Consider the following 16,238-nt stretch of genomic DNA (forward strand, 5'->3'; position numbering starts at 1 on the left):
GCTCTCTATCCATTTTCCTAAATTAAAACGTTTTATGACTCCTTAACTGATTCTAATGTGACGTCTTTTCCAGGGAATTATTACCTTCAACATTTTGCTCATACAATTTCATCAATGGTGTTGCACTGATTCCATACAAAGTGACTGAAATAACGACAACGATAAAGGTTGTCTAGGCAATCAGTTCTCCTAACTCATTTTTAAGCCCTGACCTAAAGCAGACCTAAAGCATAGGACAGATAGTATAGGGAGCAGACACCTCGAATACCAAACTAACCAAACAACCAGCGGGTTGCCGGATGGATGGGTTGCCCCAATGGTGCTGAGCCAGACTCCAATCGGGCGAATAAGGCACAACAGAAAGGCTGTTATCAGCAGGGCTGGAGCAGCAAAAAGGAACGGTGTTTGATGCGATCGCGCCGTCGCCTGACGAAGACAGACTGAACTAGAATCCTAGCGATAATCAGTCCAATGATCAGTAAAACAATGGCCGCTTGAGTCATAAAATTTGAGGCGTTGAATGCCCCCCTGTGCGATCGCTCATAACCCTAGATGGGCAGGGCGATCGCTCTCCTTCAAGCCTACTAAATCTAAATCCGCTTAGTCTCAGTCCTTCAGTCAAACTCTGGTGCCCAAATACTCTCAACCTCCATCTCCCAACCTGGAAGCAAATCAGGCAATGTCAGCACATCGCCATCTCTGAGAATCACAGCTTCAGCGCCAGCGCGGTAAACCTCTAGAATCCGAGTTCTGGGATCCACTAAAACACCAACCAGAGTCCCAAGGGATAGAAATTCTTGAATTTTTGCTCTCAAAGCATCGAGAGAGTCACCTCCAGAAGTAACCTCGAACATCAGGTCAGGAACCAATTGCGCAAATTTCCTAGTTGTCTTTCTCAACCGTTCCGCCCGAATAAATGAAAAATCAGGCGCACGCACATCCTCATTAACATTGGGAAGAATGTAGCCCGCACTGGAAGCCGCTACCCGACCGAGACGGCGTGGACGTACCCAATTACCCAATTGCCGAATAATCTCAGCAGCTACTTCATTTGACTCTAAACCTGATGGACTCATGACAATAATTTCCCCATGAACCAATTCCAGGCGGTAGTCAGGAAGACACTGCTGTACTTTCTCCAGATCTTTAATGGTGAGAGACATATTGTTCTCTAGAGGCAAATGCTGACTTCAAGCTAACCGACGGCCTTTTTTCTATATTGTGCCTTCAATTGTGCCATTAAACCGTCTGTAAGCGGCTGATGCTAACGGCCTCTGCCAGATGACGCAGCATCTCAGCCGTCGTTGGCAGGTCAACGCAGGCATCGGTGATGCTTTGCCCGTAGACCAGTTGAGACAGATCCTTGGGAATGGGTTGATTGCCCGCAACCAGATGGCTCTCAATCATGACGCCCATGATGTACGAGGAGCCCGATTTGATCTGTTCTGCAATGCTCTGGAGGGCGATCGGCTGGCGGGTGTGGTCTTTTCCGGCATTGTCATGGCTGCAATCAATCATCATGCGCCGATTTAACCCATGTTTGCCTAACTCTCTGGCAGCTTTCTCGACATGGGTAGCGTCGTAGTTTGGACCGCTCTTTCCGCCGCGCAGAACAATGTGACCATCGGGATTTCCGGTGGTGGTCACGATGCTAGCCAGACCATGAGCGTTAATACCTAAGAAATGATGGGGACGACTCGCGGCCAGCATCGCATTTATCGCTGTGCCCAGCCCCCCATCCGTTCCATTTTTGAACCCAACGGGCATGGAAAGCCCGGATGCCATTTCGCGATGGGTCTGGCTTTCGGTGGTGCGGGCACCAATCGCAGTCCAGGAAATTACATCAGCAATGTATTGCGGAATGATAGGATCGAGTAATTCGGTGGCTGCGGGTAAGCCGAGATGAGCTAGATCGAGCAGCAATTTGCGGGCGAGGCGCAATCCGGTGTTGATGTCATAGCTGCCGTCCAGGTGGGGGTCATTGATGAGCCCTTTCCAGCCAATGGTTGTCCGTGGCTTCTCAAAATAGACCCGCATGACAATCTCAAGCTGATCTTCCAGATCAATGCGTAGCTTAGCCAGCTTCTCTCCATACTCATGGGCTGCATTCACATCGTGGATGGAGCAGGGACCCACAATCACCAGCAGGCGGTTGTCCTTTCCTTGCAAAATGTTACGGATGCGATCGCGTGTTTCCCCAACCAGAGCAGCGGCTTGTTCCGTAATGGGCAGTTCGCTGTGGATGTAGGCTGGGCTCAGCAGAGGACGGGTCTCAACAACGTGCAGGTCGTAGGTTTTGCGCATGAGATTTAGAAGCATTAACAATGAACCCCGGTCTTTTAACTAGCAGCTTCTCAGCTTTGGAATGGATGGATCGATCTGACTGTAGAGGTTACTTTTTAAGGGATAAAATTCCTTAAAAAATTCTTGATAGACCACTAGCAGCTTATCAGGTTCAATCCGGCTCTTGGAGACTGAGTAATGAACCCCAACCTCACCAGTTTAAACCTTCGATGAAATTTACCAGGAGACAATCCCTGGGAGTACCTGCCCAATGGTGTCCCAAAAGTAACGTAAAATTGTCTTCCATCCGGCATTTACTCACCTCCTCCCACACCATGTTTTGCGACTACCTGCAACTCATCCTGACGGCCCGTGTCTACGATGTGGCTCAGGAAACGCCATTAGACTTTGCTCCCAATCTATCTGCACGACTCAACAACAAGCTACTGCTGAAGCGGGAAGATATGCAGTCTGTCTTCTCCTTCAAACTGCGCGGCGCTTACAACAAAATGGCGAAGCTGCCACCCGACCAGCTAGCTCAGGGGGTAATTGCGGCCTCTGCCGGAAACCATGCCCAGGGAGTTGCTCTGGGGGCTCATCAACTTGGTACACGGGCGATCATTGTGATGCCTGTGACGACGCCTCAGGTCAAGGTGGATGCGGTGAAAGCACGGGGAGGGGAGGTAGTGTTGTATGGAGATACCTACGACGATGCCTATGCCTATGCCCGTCAGCTAGAAGCTGAAAAAGGGTTAACCTTCATCCATCCCTTTGATGATCCCGATGTCATTGCCGGGCAGGGAACGATTGGGATGGAGATTTTGCGGCAGTATCAGCAGCCCATCCATGCCATTTTTGTGGCAATCGGCGGCGGTGGCTTAATTTCTGGAATTGGAGCCTACGTCAAACGCATTCGCCCAGAAATCAAAATCATTGGTGTGGAACCGGTGGACGCAGATGCCATGTATCGATCGCTGAAAGCCGGAAAACGGGTACGGCTCCCCCAGGTTGGCTTGTTTGCCGATGGGGTTGCAGTGCGCGAGGTGGGGGAAGAAACCTTCTGGCTCTGTCAGCAATACGTAGATGACATTCTGCTCGTGGATACGGATGCCACCTGTGCCGCCATTAAGGATGTGTTTGAAGATACGCGATCGATTCTGGAACCGGCAGGTGCACTGGCAATCGCGGGAGCCAAAGCTTATGTCGAGCGGGAGCAAATTGAAGGGGAAACGCTGATTGCCGTTGCCTGCGGGGCCAATATGAATTTCGATCGCCTCCGCTTTGTCGCCGAGCGAGCAGAACTAGGCGAACGCCGCGAAGCCATTTTTGCCGTCACGATTCCCGAAGAACCGGGTACTCTCCGTCGATTCTGCGAATGTATTGGCAAACGCAGCCTCACCGAATTTAACTACCGCATTGCTGATGAGAAAGAAGCCCACATTTTTGTGGGAGTTCAAATTGAAAATCGAGCAGATGCAGCCAAAATGGCAGCAACGTTTGAATCCTGTGGCTTTAAGACCCTTGACCTGACCGATGACGAACTGACGAAACTGCACCTGCGGCACATGGTAGGCGGGCGTTCTCCCCTGGCCCATAATGAGCTACTTTACCGATTTGAGTTTCCAGAACGTCCAGGGGCTCTCATGCAATTTGTCAGCCGTATGAGTCCTGATTGGAATATCAGCCTTTTCCACTACCGCAACAATGGAGCCGACTACGGACGAATCGTGGTTGGCATGCAGGTGCCCCCCCATGAAATGGAAGAGTGGCAGGCTTTTCTGGATAACCTGGGCTACCGTTACTGGGATGAAAGTCAGAACCCAGCCTACAAATTGTTTTTAGGATAGTAACGAAGATGCGATCTGCCAAAATTCCCCTCCCCTATTTCGATGTTCTTCTGGAGCAGATCAACCTGGGAGATACGGATGTGCAACAGGTGTTACACTGGCCGACTATCAGAAGCTTGCTCAGGAAAGCGGTTTTGCTTTGACACTCAAGGAAGACATCACCAGAAATATGCTGCCAACCTATCCGGTCGTTCGTCGTTTATTTGAACAATTAATCAACCAGATTCTGCTAAAGCCACCGCTGATGTGGAGCTTGTCAGCCGTATAGGACTTTTGCGCTATTGGATTCTTAGTTTTGTGGCTCCCCTTTAAGCTCCCTGACTTCTTCTTCAGATTTAGCCTTTCGGCCAAGAATTTAATGCAAAAGTCGGGGAGCTGAGAGTTTGAAAACAACAGACAGGTTATTGGCAGGCATGGCAACCGTCCTGACCAGTGAAAGATTATGCGTCTGGGCGATCGCAACCACCTCATCCAGATCTCGTACGCCCCATTCAGGGTTTTGCATGCGCAGGCTCTGGTCAAAGGCTTCATTACTAGGGGCCGTATGCTTTCCACCTTGCTTGAACGGTCCATAAAGGTACAAAATACCCCCGACTGGAAGAATGCGACTGGCTCCTGCTATCAGTCCTGAACAGGCCCTCCAGGGGGCGATGTGAATCATGTTGATATTGACGATCGCCACGATTGAATCCCGCTGAAAGTCCGTTCCCTGTAATGTGTCTGGCAGTTCATTCTGTTCAACTGACCAGATTGATTCGCAGGCATTGAGGGCGATCGGTGGATACAGATTCTCCGCGGGGTAGTATTCTCGCCAGGCGGCAATGCTATCTCGTGCTACCGGGTTTGGATCTGACGGAAGCCACCGGCGCGGATGAAGCCTGGGAGCAAAAAAGACCGCATGTTCCCCCGTTCCGCTGGCAATTTCCAGTACGGTGCCGGTCGGTGGCAACACCTTTAACAGCACTTCTAGAATTGGTTCCCGGTTACGCTGGGTCGCGGTTGCATATTGGCGAGCGTCAATGGACATACTGTGAGGGGAGAGGGGTGATGGGGTGATGGAATGGATGGGTGAATGGGTGGGGCATGGGTGGGCAATTCTCACTAACTTTTCCTAACTCTCTCGCTCAGCCAGTTCCAGCCATCGTTCTGTAGCAGTGTCGATCGCCTCACTCAGTTCTGCTAGTCGTGCAGTCAGTGTTTGCATTTCAGCGAAGTCAGTGGGCGGATCGTTGTAAAGCCGTTTTTCAAGCTCTTCTTTCTCGGCTTCCATCGTGGGAATTTGAGTTTCCAGTTGTTCGTATTCTCGCTTTTCTTTGAAGGAGAGCTTGCGGGGTTTTGCTACTGGGTTTGAATTTGAAGAGGAGGATGTCACCGGAGACTTTGGATCGGTCGTTGCAGATGGAGAGATGCGTTTGTCTGGGCGATCGCGCTCTTGGTCGCCCGCTTCTTCCTCCTGTTTGTAATCCAGGTAAACGGAGTAATTACCGGGATATTGCCGCAGAGTACCACCGGACTCAAAGGCAAAGATGGTGTCAACAGTGCGATCGAGGAAGTAGCGATCGTGCGACACCACAATTACACAACCGTTGAAATCTTCCAGATATTCTTCTAAAACAGCCAGGGTTTGCACATCCAGGTCGTTTGTGGGTTCATCCAGAATCAGCACATTAGGAGCACTCATCAGCACACGCAGTAAAAACAGTCGCCGCTTTTCGCCCCCAGAAAGTTTGTGGATAGGAGCGTATTGCTGGTTGGGAGGAAACAAAAACCGTTCCAACATTTGGGAAGCGGTGATGACGCTACCATCGGCTGTTTTCACCAGTTCCGCCACGTCTTTCAGGTAATCAATCACTCGTTGATTGGCATTGGGAATGAGATCTTCGGAATGTTGGTCGAAATAGCCGATGTGAATGGTGGAACCGATTTCAACGGTACCAGAATCGGGTTGCACTCGTCCGGTGATGATATCCATCAGGGTAGACTTCCCCACCCCGTTGCTGCCGATAATGCCAATCCGATCTTCTGGATTAAAGGTGTAGGTGAAGTTTTTGATCAGGGTGCGATCGCCGTAGGATTTACAAATATTGGTGAGTTCAATTACTTTTTTGCCAATGCGACGACCTGAGGTGGCAATCTCAACTTTGCCCTGGGTTTGCTTGAATTCCTGGACCTGCATGGCCCGGATGCGATCAATCCGGGCTTTTTGTTTTGTACTGCGGGCTTTGGGTCCACGTTTCAGCCATTCCAGCTCTCGCCGTAATACTCCAGCATGTTTGCGCTGAGTGCTGGTGGCAGATTCTTCCGCTTCTGCTTTTTTCTCCAGGTAATAGGCGTAGTTGCCAGAGTAGGTGTAGAGGTCGCCGCGATCGATTTCCAGGATGCGATTGGTGACGCGATCCAGAAAGTAGCGATCGTGCGTAATCAGCAGCAAAGCTCCCCGGAAGCGATTCAAATAACTCTGTAACCATTCGACTGACAAAGCATCCAGATGGTTGGTTGGCTCGTCCATCAACAACACATCCGGTTCTGAAATCAGTGCAGCAGCAAGGGCAATTCGCTTTCGATAGCCACCGGACAGGTCACCAATTCTGGCATCAAAGTCCTGAATTCCGAGCTTACTGAGAATCACTTTGGCCTGGGTTTCCAACTCCCATGCGCCTGCCGCTTCAATGCGCTGAGACACACTGGAAAGCCTTGCCATCAGGGTATCGGTGTCACCCTGTCCCTGCGCCAACTGATTGGAAAGGGCTTCGTACTCTCGCACCAATGCCATCTGTTTGCTACTGTCAGCAAATACCTGTTCTAAAACTGTGTGGCTTTCATCCAGGTCTGGTTGTTGGGGCAGGTAAACAATTTTGGCTCCAGAGTTGATCCAGATTTCGCCGCTATCGATAGGTTCCAGTCCAGCAATCATTTTTAGCAGCGTAGACTTCCCGGAACCATTGGTGCCAATTAACCCCACCTTGTCGCCTTCGTCCAGGCTAAAGCTGGCATCCCGCAGAATTTCCTTGATGCCAAAGTCTTTGTGGAGCGATCGCAGCGTAAAAAGAGCCATAAGCAAACCATCAGATACCGCCACCTAGTCTAACGTTGCTGCAAAACTCCATTGCAGGGAACAAGATGTCGTTTTACCGGCTACAGGAATACCCGTTTGGGTACTGCCAACACTGGAAGCAGTTATCCAGAATGGAACCATCATTTTGGAGAAATCAGGATGAAAAGTACTGAAAGAATGGCTCCGATTTCAACCCGCCTAGAGCCCAATTTGTTTGAGCTTCAAGGTTATGATACGCAAATCTCTTTTTCAGCCAGCAGCATTGCAGGAGTACCCCAATTTAGCTATAGCGATCGCGTTCAAACCAGAACCTTTAGTGGTGACGAAATCCTGCAAGAAGAAACGGGGCTCGGTCGGATGGTCACCGTTCAGCTACAAAACAAGGATGCCGATCAGGGATTTGAAACTGTAACCCTGTTGTTGCCAAAAGTTCAACTGGCCGCAGATATGAATGAAGTTGCGATTCAGACTCTAGCAATTCTTAATAAACGAGTGGAATTTGTCGCTCCGGGGGCCCAACAGTTGCAGACCTACAACCCAATCTTTCTTTCCGGTACGGCCAAACGGGTTCAATTTTGATTCGCCCCAGAGAAGGCAGCTTTTTTACCAGCGTGTGAAATGTAGTTATTATAGTGGTAATCATTGTGGTTAGGACGGGGTGCAGGGGTTGAACCCCTGGCTGGGGGCGAAGCCCCCACTTCCTCTCTAATTCCAATGTCCTAACGCTCCCGCGTAGAGCTATAACCTTCTGCCTTGAAGGAAGATCAAGGGAACAGGAACCTGACCCCTGACATCTACTCTCTACTCCTTTCGTGCAGGCAGATTATTGAGCATTGTTACTTATGAAGGATTCAACGCCACACCCGCTACTATGACCCGCGAGTTGGACGATTTGAGTGAAGACCCACTGGAGTTTGGGGCTGGAGAGCCTAATCTGCCGCGCTATGTGTTCAATTGAATTGATGAACCTAGCCCATCAAAATGACGCGATCAAGGACGTGAATGACTCCATTGTCTGCCTCAATATCGGCTGCAAGAACCGTGGCATTTTTCACTTCAAAGCCATCAATGGTGCTGATTGGAATGGGGGAACCTTCGACTGAAGTGACAACTCCCAGTTTTTCCAGATCGGCTTTCATCAACTTTCCAGGAACGACATGAAACGTCAGAATCCGGGTTAGTTGAGGAATGTTTTGTACCAGGGTTTGTACGGTTCCCGGAGGGAGTTTAGCGAATGCCTCGTCATTGGGAGCAAAGACCGTGAAAGGGCCAGGGCTTTTTAAGGTTTCTACCAGACCAGCAACCTGAACAGCCGTAACCAGGGTCTGAAAACTTCCTGCACTAACTGCGATATCAACAATATCAGCCATTGAATTTAACCCAAATGGAACGACAGGGAATGAGTTTTAACGATATTCTTGCCGTTGAATGTCACGGAGACGGGCTTCTGAACGTTTGAAGCGATCAAGCTGAGCTTCAAAAAACTTGCGGTTGGCCATCAGGTGGCGGGGGTTGGGGTCATCTAGCGGATACAGGAGTGCAGTGCGGAGGGCCTGAATGACCGCCGAGGTGACGTTATACATCGATCGCTGGAAACTGATACCCAACTGAATCAGGATGTCATCCTCTCCGCGACAATGATGCTTGTAGTACTCCACCAGGTAAGGGGGCAGAAAATGCAGCATATCCTGCATCAGCAGTGTGGGCGGAATTCCGGCAGTGCCAACGGGGAATACATCAGCGTAGAGAATGCCGTAGTGAAAGTCTTTTTGATCCAGAGGTACCTGCCCAGCCTGGGCGTTGTAAGATTTGGTACCACGGAAGGGAGCCGTGCGGTAAAAGACGGCTTCTACATAGGGAAGGGCAGCTTCATAGAGCCAGGTAAAGCCCTTTGATTTGGGAATAATTTCATAGCATTCCCCATCGATATAAACATGGTGATAAATGGGACGACCAGCGATCGCAAAGATACCATTCACCAGAAAATTCATCGCTTCCGGAACTGTGGTGATGCTGCCTTCGTCGTAGCGGTCCGAAATTTCAAAAAAGACCGGAGCCATCACTTCCCAGAACAACCCTAGATTGGCGTAGTAGGACAGTTGCCGCACCTGCTCCAGGAACATATCTGGGAATAGTTTGTACAACCCCAGCATGATGGGATTGCCTTTGAAATAAGCTCGAATCGCGCGATCGGCATTGGCACAGTATTCCTCAGACTCCAGATAATCGTGAAATTTACCCCAGCCCATATCTTTGCCATGCCAGAACATTGCCTGCATACAGGCTTCGGCAAACTCCATGTTGACGCGATCGTGCCACAGGTGATGGAACAACTTGGGCAACTTCCGCTTCAGTTCGCCTTTCTCCATGAACTCCAATAGCTCATGATGAGCCGTTGCGTATCCCCGCCAGATCCTCAGGTCTGCATCGTCCCCGGCATAGTGGTTCTTCAAGTCCAGGTATTCCTGGGGCAGAAAATACTTGAACGCGGGCAGCGGATTCAAAAATACTCGTTCGGCAATGTATAACAAATCACGCCAATAAAAATCCATTGGCACTGCATAGGCTTTGTAGATACCAATGATCTGCATCAAATTTTCGGGAGTATCCGGCAGCATTGAGCCACCCGCCTCCAAGCGGTGAATCACCTCAGCAAATTCGTGATCCGATGGTGGCAGTTCAGATGATGGAGGAGAAATCAGGGTTGCAGTCATAGCTTCGCAAAATTCGGAGAGTTTTGAGTTTTGAGTAGAAGGCAGGAGCCAGGAGCCAGCAAGAGCCAGGAGTGAGAAATCAGTTCAGAACTAAGTTCGTAAGTAACTGGACAAAATTAAATTGAAGATAGATTGGGGGGAGGGGTGAAATCCCCTGCCTGGGGGCGCAGCCCCCCATTCCTTCTTCTTACAATTAATTGGGTGGAGCTACTTACTTCACTAACAACTAACAACTCAAATCATTGCTTAATTGCAACTTGTTCCACTGGAACAGTCTCGACGGCGGCAACCATGGCGGTGGTGGTGGATTCGCTCCAGCGCACCAGCCAGGTTGGCTGAATGCCCAGGAAGAAAATCACGATCGCCAGCATCAATGCCGGAACACGTTCCCGCCACTCTACTTTGGGGAAGTAGGCGATCGCGTTATCCAATTTGCCAAAGCAAGTACGGTTGAGCAGAATCACAAAGTACACTGCCGTCAATCCACTTCCCACGACGCATAACAGCGTTTGCACGGGAAAGATGGAGTAGGTACCCTGGAACACAAGGAATTCAGCCACAAATCCAACCAGACCAGGAATTCCAGCACTGGCCATCCCGCCCAGAACAAGTAGCGCACTGATCAATGGCAAACCTCGAATTGGATTCATCAAACCATTCAGGACATCCAGATCGCGAGTGCCCACTTTGGCTTCAATCACACCAACAAGATGGAATAGCAGTGCCAGAATCACGCCATGGGACACCATCTGAGAAACAGCACCCACCAGGCTAAGTTGGGTGAAAGCAGAACCGGCCAGGACAATATATCCCATGTGACCAATCGAGCTATAGGCCACCATCCGTTTGATGTCCTTCTGGGCAATGGCTACGATCGCGCCATAAAGCACACTGATTGTTGCCCAGATTGCCATCACAGGAGCTACAGTCGCCCAGGCTTCTGGAAACAGTCCTAAACCAAACCGGAAAATACCATAGGTACCCAGTTTTGCCAGTACGCCACCCAGCAGAATTGCAATGGGAGCCGAAGCTTCCACATAGGTATCTGGGAGCCAGGTGTGGAGGGGTACCAGTGGGATTTTGATACCAAAACCAACCAGCAACAGAACTAGCAACACAATTTGCAGTCCCAACGGTAGGGTTTGCCCCAGCAGAGACTGATAGGTAAACGTGGAAGCTCCGGTGAGCCAGACCAGACCCAGGAAACTTGCCAGAATCAGGGCTCCAGACAGAGCGGTATAGAGCAAAAATTTGATAGCTGCGTAGCCACGTTTTTCCCCACCCCAAATGGAGATCAGCAGATAGAAGGGTACCAGCTCGACTTCGTAGAACAGGAAAAACAGCAGTAGGTTTTGGGCCAGAAATGCACCCGTTACAGCTCCTCCAGCCAGTAGAATCAGGGCATAGAACAATCGTGGGCGTTCGATCTGTTCCTGGCTGCTGTAGATAGCAATCCAGGTGAGAAAGCTATTTAAAGCAACCAACGGCAATGACAACCCATCTACCCCAAGTTGATAGTGTAATCCCAGCGCTTCTAACCAGGGAAGGTATTCTTGAAGTTGCAGCGATGCAAGACTGTAGTCAAACTGGCTGGTGATCCAGAGTGACCATCCAAATGTTGCGCCGCTGAACAGAAGAGCGGCCCACTTGAGTCGGGCGATGGGCAAGGGCAGGAATCCAATCGCGATCGCACCAAGAATTGGCAACCAGATCAATGTACTCAACATAAGCGTCTGTATTGGTTCAGGAAGGCAAGAATTGAGCAATAAACGACCAGCTCATGAAGATCGAGAGCGCAGCTAATCCCAGAGTGATAGTCAGGACATAAAATTGCCCCTGTCCAGAGTTACCGTATTTCAAAGTTTCACCACCCAGGAGAGAAACCAACCCCACCAGGTTGACAACTCCATCAATGATGTAGCGATCGAACCAGTCCGTAATGCGGGATGCCCAATCAACACTAAAGACAATGCTGGAGCGATACAGTTTAGGGGTGTACAGGTCATAGGCAAAGAGGTCTTGCAGTTGCTTCCAGGGAAGGCGAATGGGTTTGGGAATACTTTGCCCGATATAAACCACTGCACCAATACTCAATCCCGTGATACTCGACCAGAGCAATAACAGTGCCATATCTTTATTGAGTACTGCCCAATTGGGTAATAGATTTAGACTTTGCAAGATGAGCGGTAAGTGCAACACAAATCCCATCGCAATTGTCATTGGTAATGTAATCAACCAGAAGGCTTCTGCTGAGCGATCAGTCATTTGTTTGCGAGGTCCGGCAAAGATCAAACCAAATTCACGCATCATGCTGAACGCCGTCAACCCATTCACGATCAGCAGAATTCCTACAATCCAGGGATAGCGTTCCCAGGCACCATCGGCCAGTTTCAGAAGTGCCCAGAATCCACCCAACGGTGGCAGCCCAATCAGCCCAGCAGCACCTACCAGATAGCAAATACCAGCAATGGGACGGCGGCTCCACAATCCTCCTAGCTGAGTCAGATCCTGGGTAATGTTTGTCCAGACGATCGCCCCCGTACTCATCACCAGCAATGCCTGGGCGACCGCATGGCTCAGAATTAGCAACAAAGCTGCTTCTATCTGTTGTGCTCCAACGGCGATAAAGATCAGCCCCATGTAAGTACTGGTGGTGTAGGACAGGGCTCGCTTGATATCAATTTGAGCGATCGCAATCAAGGTGCCACCGATAGCAGTCAGAGAACCAATCGCAATCATTGTTGTCAACACAACGGGAGATAATGCCAGCACTGGTTCCAACTTAATCAGAATCCACGCTCCCGTTGCGACCACCACTGAATTCCGCAAAATAGTGCTGGGAACCGGGCCTTCCATCGCTTCGTCCAACCACAGGTGCAGCGGAAACTGAGCGCACTTGCCCATCGGACCTGCAATCAACGCCAGTCCCAGTAGGGTTGCCGTGGTTGGTTCAATATGAGCCGTCCTTGCCCACTCTGCCAGTTCATCGAAATTCCAGGTGCCCGCCAGGGGATAGAGTGCCAATACTCCCATTAGCAACAGCAAGTCACCGATCCGTTTGGTCAAAAAGGCATCTCTCGCTCCAGTGACAACTAGAGATTGATTAAACCAGAACCCGATCAGTAGATAGGTTCCCAGAGTCAAAATTTCCAGCAGAATGTAGCTGAAAAAGAGAGAGTTGCACAATACCAGACTGCACATTCCCGCTTCAAACAGTGCTAAAAGCGCATAAAAACGGGACCAACCCCAATCCATTTCCAGGTATCCCACTGCATAGATTTGAGCCAGAAGATTCAGTCCTGTTACTAAAGTCGTTGCACCAACGGTGACTGAAGAAACTTCGACAGGAATTGTCAAATCTAACCCGGCAACCTGTAACCAAGGAATCTCAAAATGCAAGGCTGGCTGTTGCCACACGGCTGGAAATGCCATACTGCCGTGGAGCAGTGCAATAAAGGTCATTAGCAGGTTGATGTAACCTGCGGGTCGGGGTCCCGTGCGCCGGATCACTCCCGGTGACCACAGCAGTGAGAACAACATCCCTATCAAGGGATAGCAGGGAACTAGCCAGAATGTTTGTGCAAACAACTGGGTCATCACAGTTTCAACGCCTCAATTGGTAACAAAAGCTCCGTGAACCTTCTACATGATTTATCATATAGAATGTTCTATGGATATCAAAAAATTAATCAATAAATCTCTATCGCCTTACTTGATACTGTAAAACCAATTCTGAAAAAAGTCTTTACTTCATAAATAGAGAGTTGTAATGCTTAAGGTGAAGTTTTATTTATAGTTCGGGCAAGTGGGCAGTTATCAAAGTCGATTGCGAATTGACAGAATTGAATTCTGTCCCACTTGAAGTTCAGTGGACTGCGATCAACGACACCATCCGGCGCTTCAACACTGACCAGAAATTTGCCACTGAATATGAAGTGTGTGGCATTGCCGTACTCATCATGCCTCGCCTCACAAACCTCACTACAATTGAGCGCGCGGTTAAAGGAAAAGGCTCTGGCAGCGATCGCTTGCTGTGTCTCCTCGTCAGCCTCTGGAACCTCAAGCTGGATCAATGGCACCACCAAAGTATCACCATCTCACTTAATCTCCATAGACATGTCCTGCTCACACTCATCCTCCGGTGCCATGCTTACCGGATAAAGCGCACTACCTCAATTGCTATTGTCGGCTGCTATTGTCGGCAGCAACAGCAAAATGGGATTCAACGCTATCAGAACCAGAGACCTGGAGTGGCATACAAGAGCCCTTGACGAGGATTGAACTCGTGACCTCACCCTTACCAAGGGTGTGCTCTACCACTGAGCTACAAGGGCGATCGAGTTAAAAGTTTTGAGTCATAAAGTTTGAGGTGAACCTGGCTGATTCACAACGTAAAATTTTGAACTCATCACTGATGGTGTGGATGGGCCGGGCTAGATTCGAACTAGCGTAGGCATAGCCAGCGGATTTACAGTCCGCCCCCATTAACCACTCGGGCACCGACCCATTTGTCCACGGACATTGATAATAGCACAAGAAGATGCGTTGAGCAGATGCAAATTATTGCTGAATCTATGATTGTTTTTGCGGAAGCTTAACTATAATCACCAGAGCAATCTGTGTATTGGTCTGTCAAGTTGGCGTTGCTGAAAAGCAGTATGAAACAAAGTTTCGAGTATACAGTACCTGTTTCACACCCAAATTAAGCATCTGTCAAATTAAATTTGACAGATGCTTAAGCGTAATGGTTGATTTGGGTTAAATTTTGAGGGTCTTCCACTCGCCAAAATTTTCCTGACAGAACACTAGTAGTTCAAAGCCATGACCTTCATCTCCTTCACCTATGCCCTGTTCTTGGTCAGCATCCTTGGGATCTTCTGGTCTGTTCAGCAGCAGTGGCTCCGAATGTGGGCGCTTCTGGCCGCCAGCATTGTTTTCTACGCCTCCCTACAACCGCAATATATTCCGCTCTTGCTGGCGGCGGCGTGGATCACCTTCCGCATCGGGCAGGTCATTGGCTCTCCGCCTGACTGGCGTATCAAGGACTGGCAATTTGCCCAGCAAGATTGGAACCGGCAGCGGCTGAAGCTCCTTTGGTTTGGCATTGTGTTAAATGTGCTGTTGCTGTTTGGGTTCAAATACATTCCCTTCGTGCTATCGACAATAGGGGCGGTGGTCGGGTCAACACCTCTTCAAACCCAGGCCGAATGGACCAGGGAAAATTTGATTGCACCGCTCGGATTGAGTTTTTTCTGCTTTGAGTGCATTGCTTACCTGGTTGATGTCTACCGGGGAGCCCCCGCAGCTCAGCAGTTCCTCAAATTTTCGGCCTACAAGCTTTTCTTTCCAAAACTTATTAGTGGGCCAATTACCCGCTACCAACTTTTTGCAACCCAGGCACAAAACCAGAGCTTTCCTGGCCTTGATCGCATCTCAGAAGGGCTATGGCTAATTGCCTGCGGAGCCGTGAAAAAAGGCTTGATTGCCGATAACTTAGGAGTTCTGGTCGATCTGAGTTTTCAAAATTTGCAGCGGGCAGGTAGCGGCGACCTGTGGCTGGCAACTATTGCCTATGGCTTTCAGCTTTATTTGGATTTCAGCGGCTACGTAGATATGGCGCGGGGAAGCGCTTTGTTATTGGGTTTCAACCTGCCTCAAAACTTTGATTTCCCCTATTTTGCCACCAGCATTGCTGACTTCTGGCGGCGCTGGCACATCACTTTAGGAGACTGGCTACGTAACTATCTTTATTTTCCTCTCGGCGGTTCTCGTCAGGGGCTGGTTCGCACCTGCCTGAATCTTATGGTTGTGATGGTGATTGCAGGCATCTGGCATGGAGCGGCCTGGGGATTTATTGTTTGGGGTATTTTGCATGGACTTGCTCTGGTCATCCACCGCCTCACGGATGCATTATCAGACCACTATGAAGGCTTAAGGCATTTCTGGCAGGGTGCCATTGGTGTGGTCACCGCGTGGCTGCTGACCCAAATCATGGTGTTTTTCGCCTGGATTTTCTTCCGCCTCCCCGATCTCAAAGATGCCTGGCTGATGGTGCAGCGGTTGTTGGGGCATCCGGCAGATGCTCAGTTTGCCCAGAAAGTTTATCTCGATACTTTTGGCCTGGAACCCCTGCAAATTGCTCTGATGTTGGGAATTCTGGCGGCCTTGATGGCGATCGCCTACACCTTCAATCGGTTACTCAAGCTCCAGCTCAACTGGCACATCAAACTGATGCTGGTTCCCGCCTGCCTGTTTGCTGTCTGGTTACTGGCTCCTGAGGGCTCATTGCCTTATATTTACTTTGATTTTTGACGCACAAGTAGCAAAGTGAGCCAAAAC

At 49.7% G+C, this 16,238-nt stretch carries 16 protein-coding genes and 2 tRNA genes; 7 read left to right on the forward strand and 11 right to left on the reverse strand.

Features of this window, described 5'->3' with window-relative positions:
* Window positions 1-371: 371 nt before the first annotated feature.
* The 3 genes from P4D80_RS11135 to P4D80_RS11145 all read right to left on the reverse strand — a co-directional run bounded on the left by P4D80_RS11135 (window position 372) and on the right by P4D80_RS11145 (window position 2,319).
* On the reverse strand, window positions 372-503 hold the full coding sequence (locus P4D80_RS11135; RefSeq protein ID WP_421659216.1) for a hypothetical protein: 132 nt from the start codon (window positions 501-503) through the stop codon (window positions 372-374).
* A 111-nt stretch (window positions 504-614) separates the two neighbouring features.
* Window positions 615-1,163, reverse strand: coding sequence for a Uma2 family endonuclease (locus P4D80_RS11140; RefSeq protein WP_421659217.1), 549 nt, complete (start codon window positions 1,161-1,163; stop codon window positions 615-617).
* 76 nt (window positions 1,164-1,239) lie between these two features.
* Entirely contained in the window at window positions 1,240-2,319 is a 1,080-nt protein-coding gene (locus tag P4D80_RS11145) for a 3-deoxy-7-phosphoheptulonate synthase (protein ID WP_421659218.1), read from the reverse strand.
* Between the two features lie 269 nt (window positions 2,320-2,588).
* Between P4D80_RS11145 and ilvA the strand changes: the two genes are divergently transcribed.
* From ilvA to P4D80_RS11160, 3 genes are read left to right on the forward strand one after another with little or no spacing between them, the layout of a single operon-like run.
* On the forward strand, window positions 2,589-4,130 hold the full coding sequence (gene ilvA, locus P4D80_RS11150) for a threonine ammonia-lyase, biosynthetic (protein ID WP_421659520.1): 1,542 nt from the start codon (window positions 2,589-2,591) through the stop codon (window positions 4,128-4,130).
* An 8-nt stretch (window positions 4,131-4,138) separates the two neighbouring features.
* Window positions 4,139-4,273, forward strand: a complete 135-nt coding sequence (locus P4D80_RS11155; protein ID WP_421659219.1) for a hypothetical protein — start codon at window positions 4,139-4,141, stop codon at window positions 4,271-4,273.
* Window positions 4,270-4,398, forward strand: coding sequence for a hypothetical protein (locus P4D80_RS11160; RefSeq protein WP_421659220.1), 129 nt, complete (start codon window positions 4,270-4,272; stop codon window positions 4,396-4,398). The genes P4D80_RS11155 and P4D80_RS11160 overlap by 4 nt, the downstream gene beginning before the upstream one ends.
* A gap of 87 nt (window positions 4,399-4,485) precedes the next feature.
* On the opposite strand, the gene P4D80_RS11165 is transcribed toward P4D80_RS11160, so the two are convergent.
* On the reverse strand, window positions 4,486-5,157 hold the full coding sequence (locus P4D80_RS11165) for a DUF938 domain-containing protein (protein WP_421659222.1): 672 nt from the start codon (window positions 5,155-5,157) through the stop codon (window positions 4,486-4,488).
* Window positions 5,158-5,241: 84 nt separating this feature from the next.
* Window positions 5,242-7,185 (reverse strand): ABC-F family ATP-binding cassette domain-containing protein, encoded by a 1,944-nt coding sequence (locus P4D80_RS11170; RefSeq protein ID WP_421659223.1) that lies wholly within the window; start codon window positions 7,183-7,185, stop codon window positions 5,242-5,244.
* Window positions 7,186-7,344: 159 nt separating this feature from the next.
* Here P4D80_RS11170 and P4D80_RS11175 point away from each other — a divergent pair, with 159 nt between their 5' ends.
* Window positions 7,345-7,764 carry a hypothetical protein gene (locus P4D80_RS11175; protein ID WP_421659224.1) on the forward strand — a complete coding sequence of 140 codons (420 nt, stop codon included), beginning with the start codon at window positions 7,345-7,347 and terminating at the stop codon, window positions 7,762-7,764.
* Between the two features lie 247 nt (window positions 7,765-8,011).
* On the forward strand, window positions 8,012-8,143 hold the full coding sequence (locus tag P4D80_RS11180) for a hypothetical protein (RefSeq protein WP_421659226.1): 132 nt from the start codon (window positions 8,012-8,014) through the stop codon (window positions 8,141-8,143).
* 10 nt (window positions 8,144-8,153) lie between these two features.
* Here the strand turns inward: P4D80_RS11180 and P4D80_RS11185 are convergent, their stop codons facing one another.
* The 4 genes from P4D80_RS11185 to P4D80_RS11200 all read right to left on the reverse strand — a co-directional run bounded on the left by P4D80_RS11185 (window position 8,154) and on the right by P4D80_RS11200 (window position 13,496).
* Window positions 8,154-8,555 carry a fasciclin domain-containing protein gene (locus tag P4D80_RS11185; RefSeq protein WP_421659227.1) on the reverse strand — a complete coding sequence of 134 codons (402 nt, stop codon included), beginning with the start codon at window positions 8,553-8,555 and terminating at the stop codon, window positions 8,154-8,156.
* A gap of 36 nt (window positions 8,556-8,591) precedes the next feature.
* Window positions 8,592-9,899 (reverse strand): CO2 hydration protein, encoded by a 1,308-nt coding sequence (locus P4D80_RS11190; protein ID WP_421659229.1) that lies wholly within the window; start codon window positions 9,897-9,899, stop codon window positions 8,592-8,594.
* Between the two features lie 239 nt (window positions 9,900-10,138).
* Window positions 10,139-11,626: an NADH-quinone oxidoreductase subunit M gene (locus P4D80_RS11195; RefSeq protein ID WP_421659231.1), complete on the reverse strand. Its 1,488-nt coding sequence runs from the start codon at window positions 11,624-11,626 to the stop codon at window positions 10,139-10,141.
* A 16-nt stretch (window positions 11,627-11,642) separates the two neighbouring features.
* A complete protein-coding gene (locus tag P4D80_RS11200) occupies window positions 11,643-13,496 on the reverse strand; it encodes an NAD(P)H-quinone oxidoreductase subunit F (protein WP_421659232.1) in 1,854 nt (617 codons plus the stop codon).
* A gap of 245 nt (window positions 13,497-13,741) precedes the next feature.
* Here P4D80_RS11200 and P4D80_RS11205 point away from each other — a divergent pair, with 245 nt between their 5' ends.
* Window positions 13,742-14,170, forward strand: coding sequence for a hypothetical protein (locus P4D80_RS11205; RefSeq protein ID WP_421659233.1), 429 nt, complete (start codon window positions 13,742-13,744; stop codon window positions 14,168-14,170).
* Here the strand turns inward: P4D80_RS11205 and P4D80_RS11210 are convergent.
* Together P4D80_RS11210 and P4D80_RS11215 are read right to left on the reverse strand one after the other, a co-directional pair.
* Window positions 14,162-14,233 (reverse strand) — tRNA-Thr (locus P4D80_RS11210). The two genes, P4D80_RS11205 and P4D80_RS11210, sit on opposite strands and share 9 nt — an antisense overlap.
* A gap of 90 nt (window positions 14,234-14,323) precedes the next feature.
* Window positions 14,324-14,405 (reverse strand) — tRNA-Tyr (locus tag P4D80_RS11215).
* Window positions 14,406-14,720: 315 nt separating this feature from the next.
* Here P4D80_RS11215 and P4D80_RS11220 point away from each other — a divergent pair.
* A complete protein-coding gene (locus P4D80_RS11220; RefSeq protein WP_421659234.1) occupies window positions 14,721-16,211 on the forward strand; it encodes an MBOAT family O-acyltransferase in 1,491 nt (496 codons plus the stop codon).
* Window positions 16,212-16,238: the final 27 nt, after the last annotated feature.

The sequence above is a fragment of the Leptothermofonsia sp. ETS-13 genome (genome assembly GCF_049200465.1).
In the GTDB taxonomy this organism is placed as follows: Bacteria; Cyanobacteriota; Cyanobacteriia; order Leptolyngbyales; family Leptolyngbyaceae; genus Leptothermofonsia.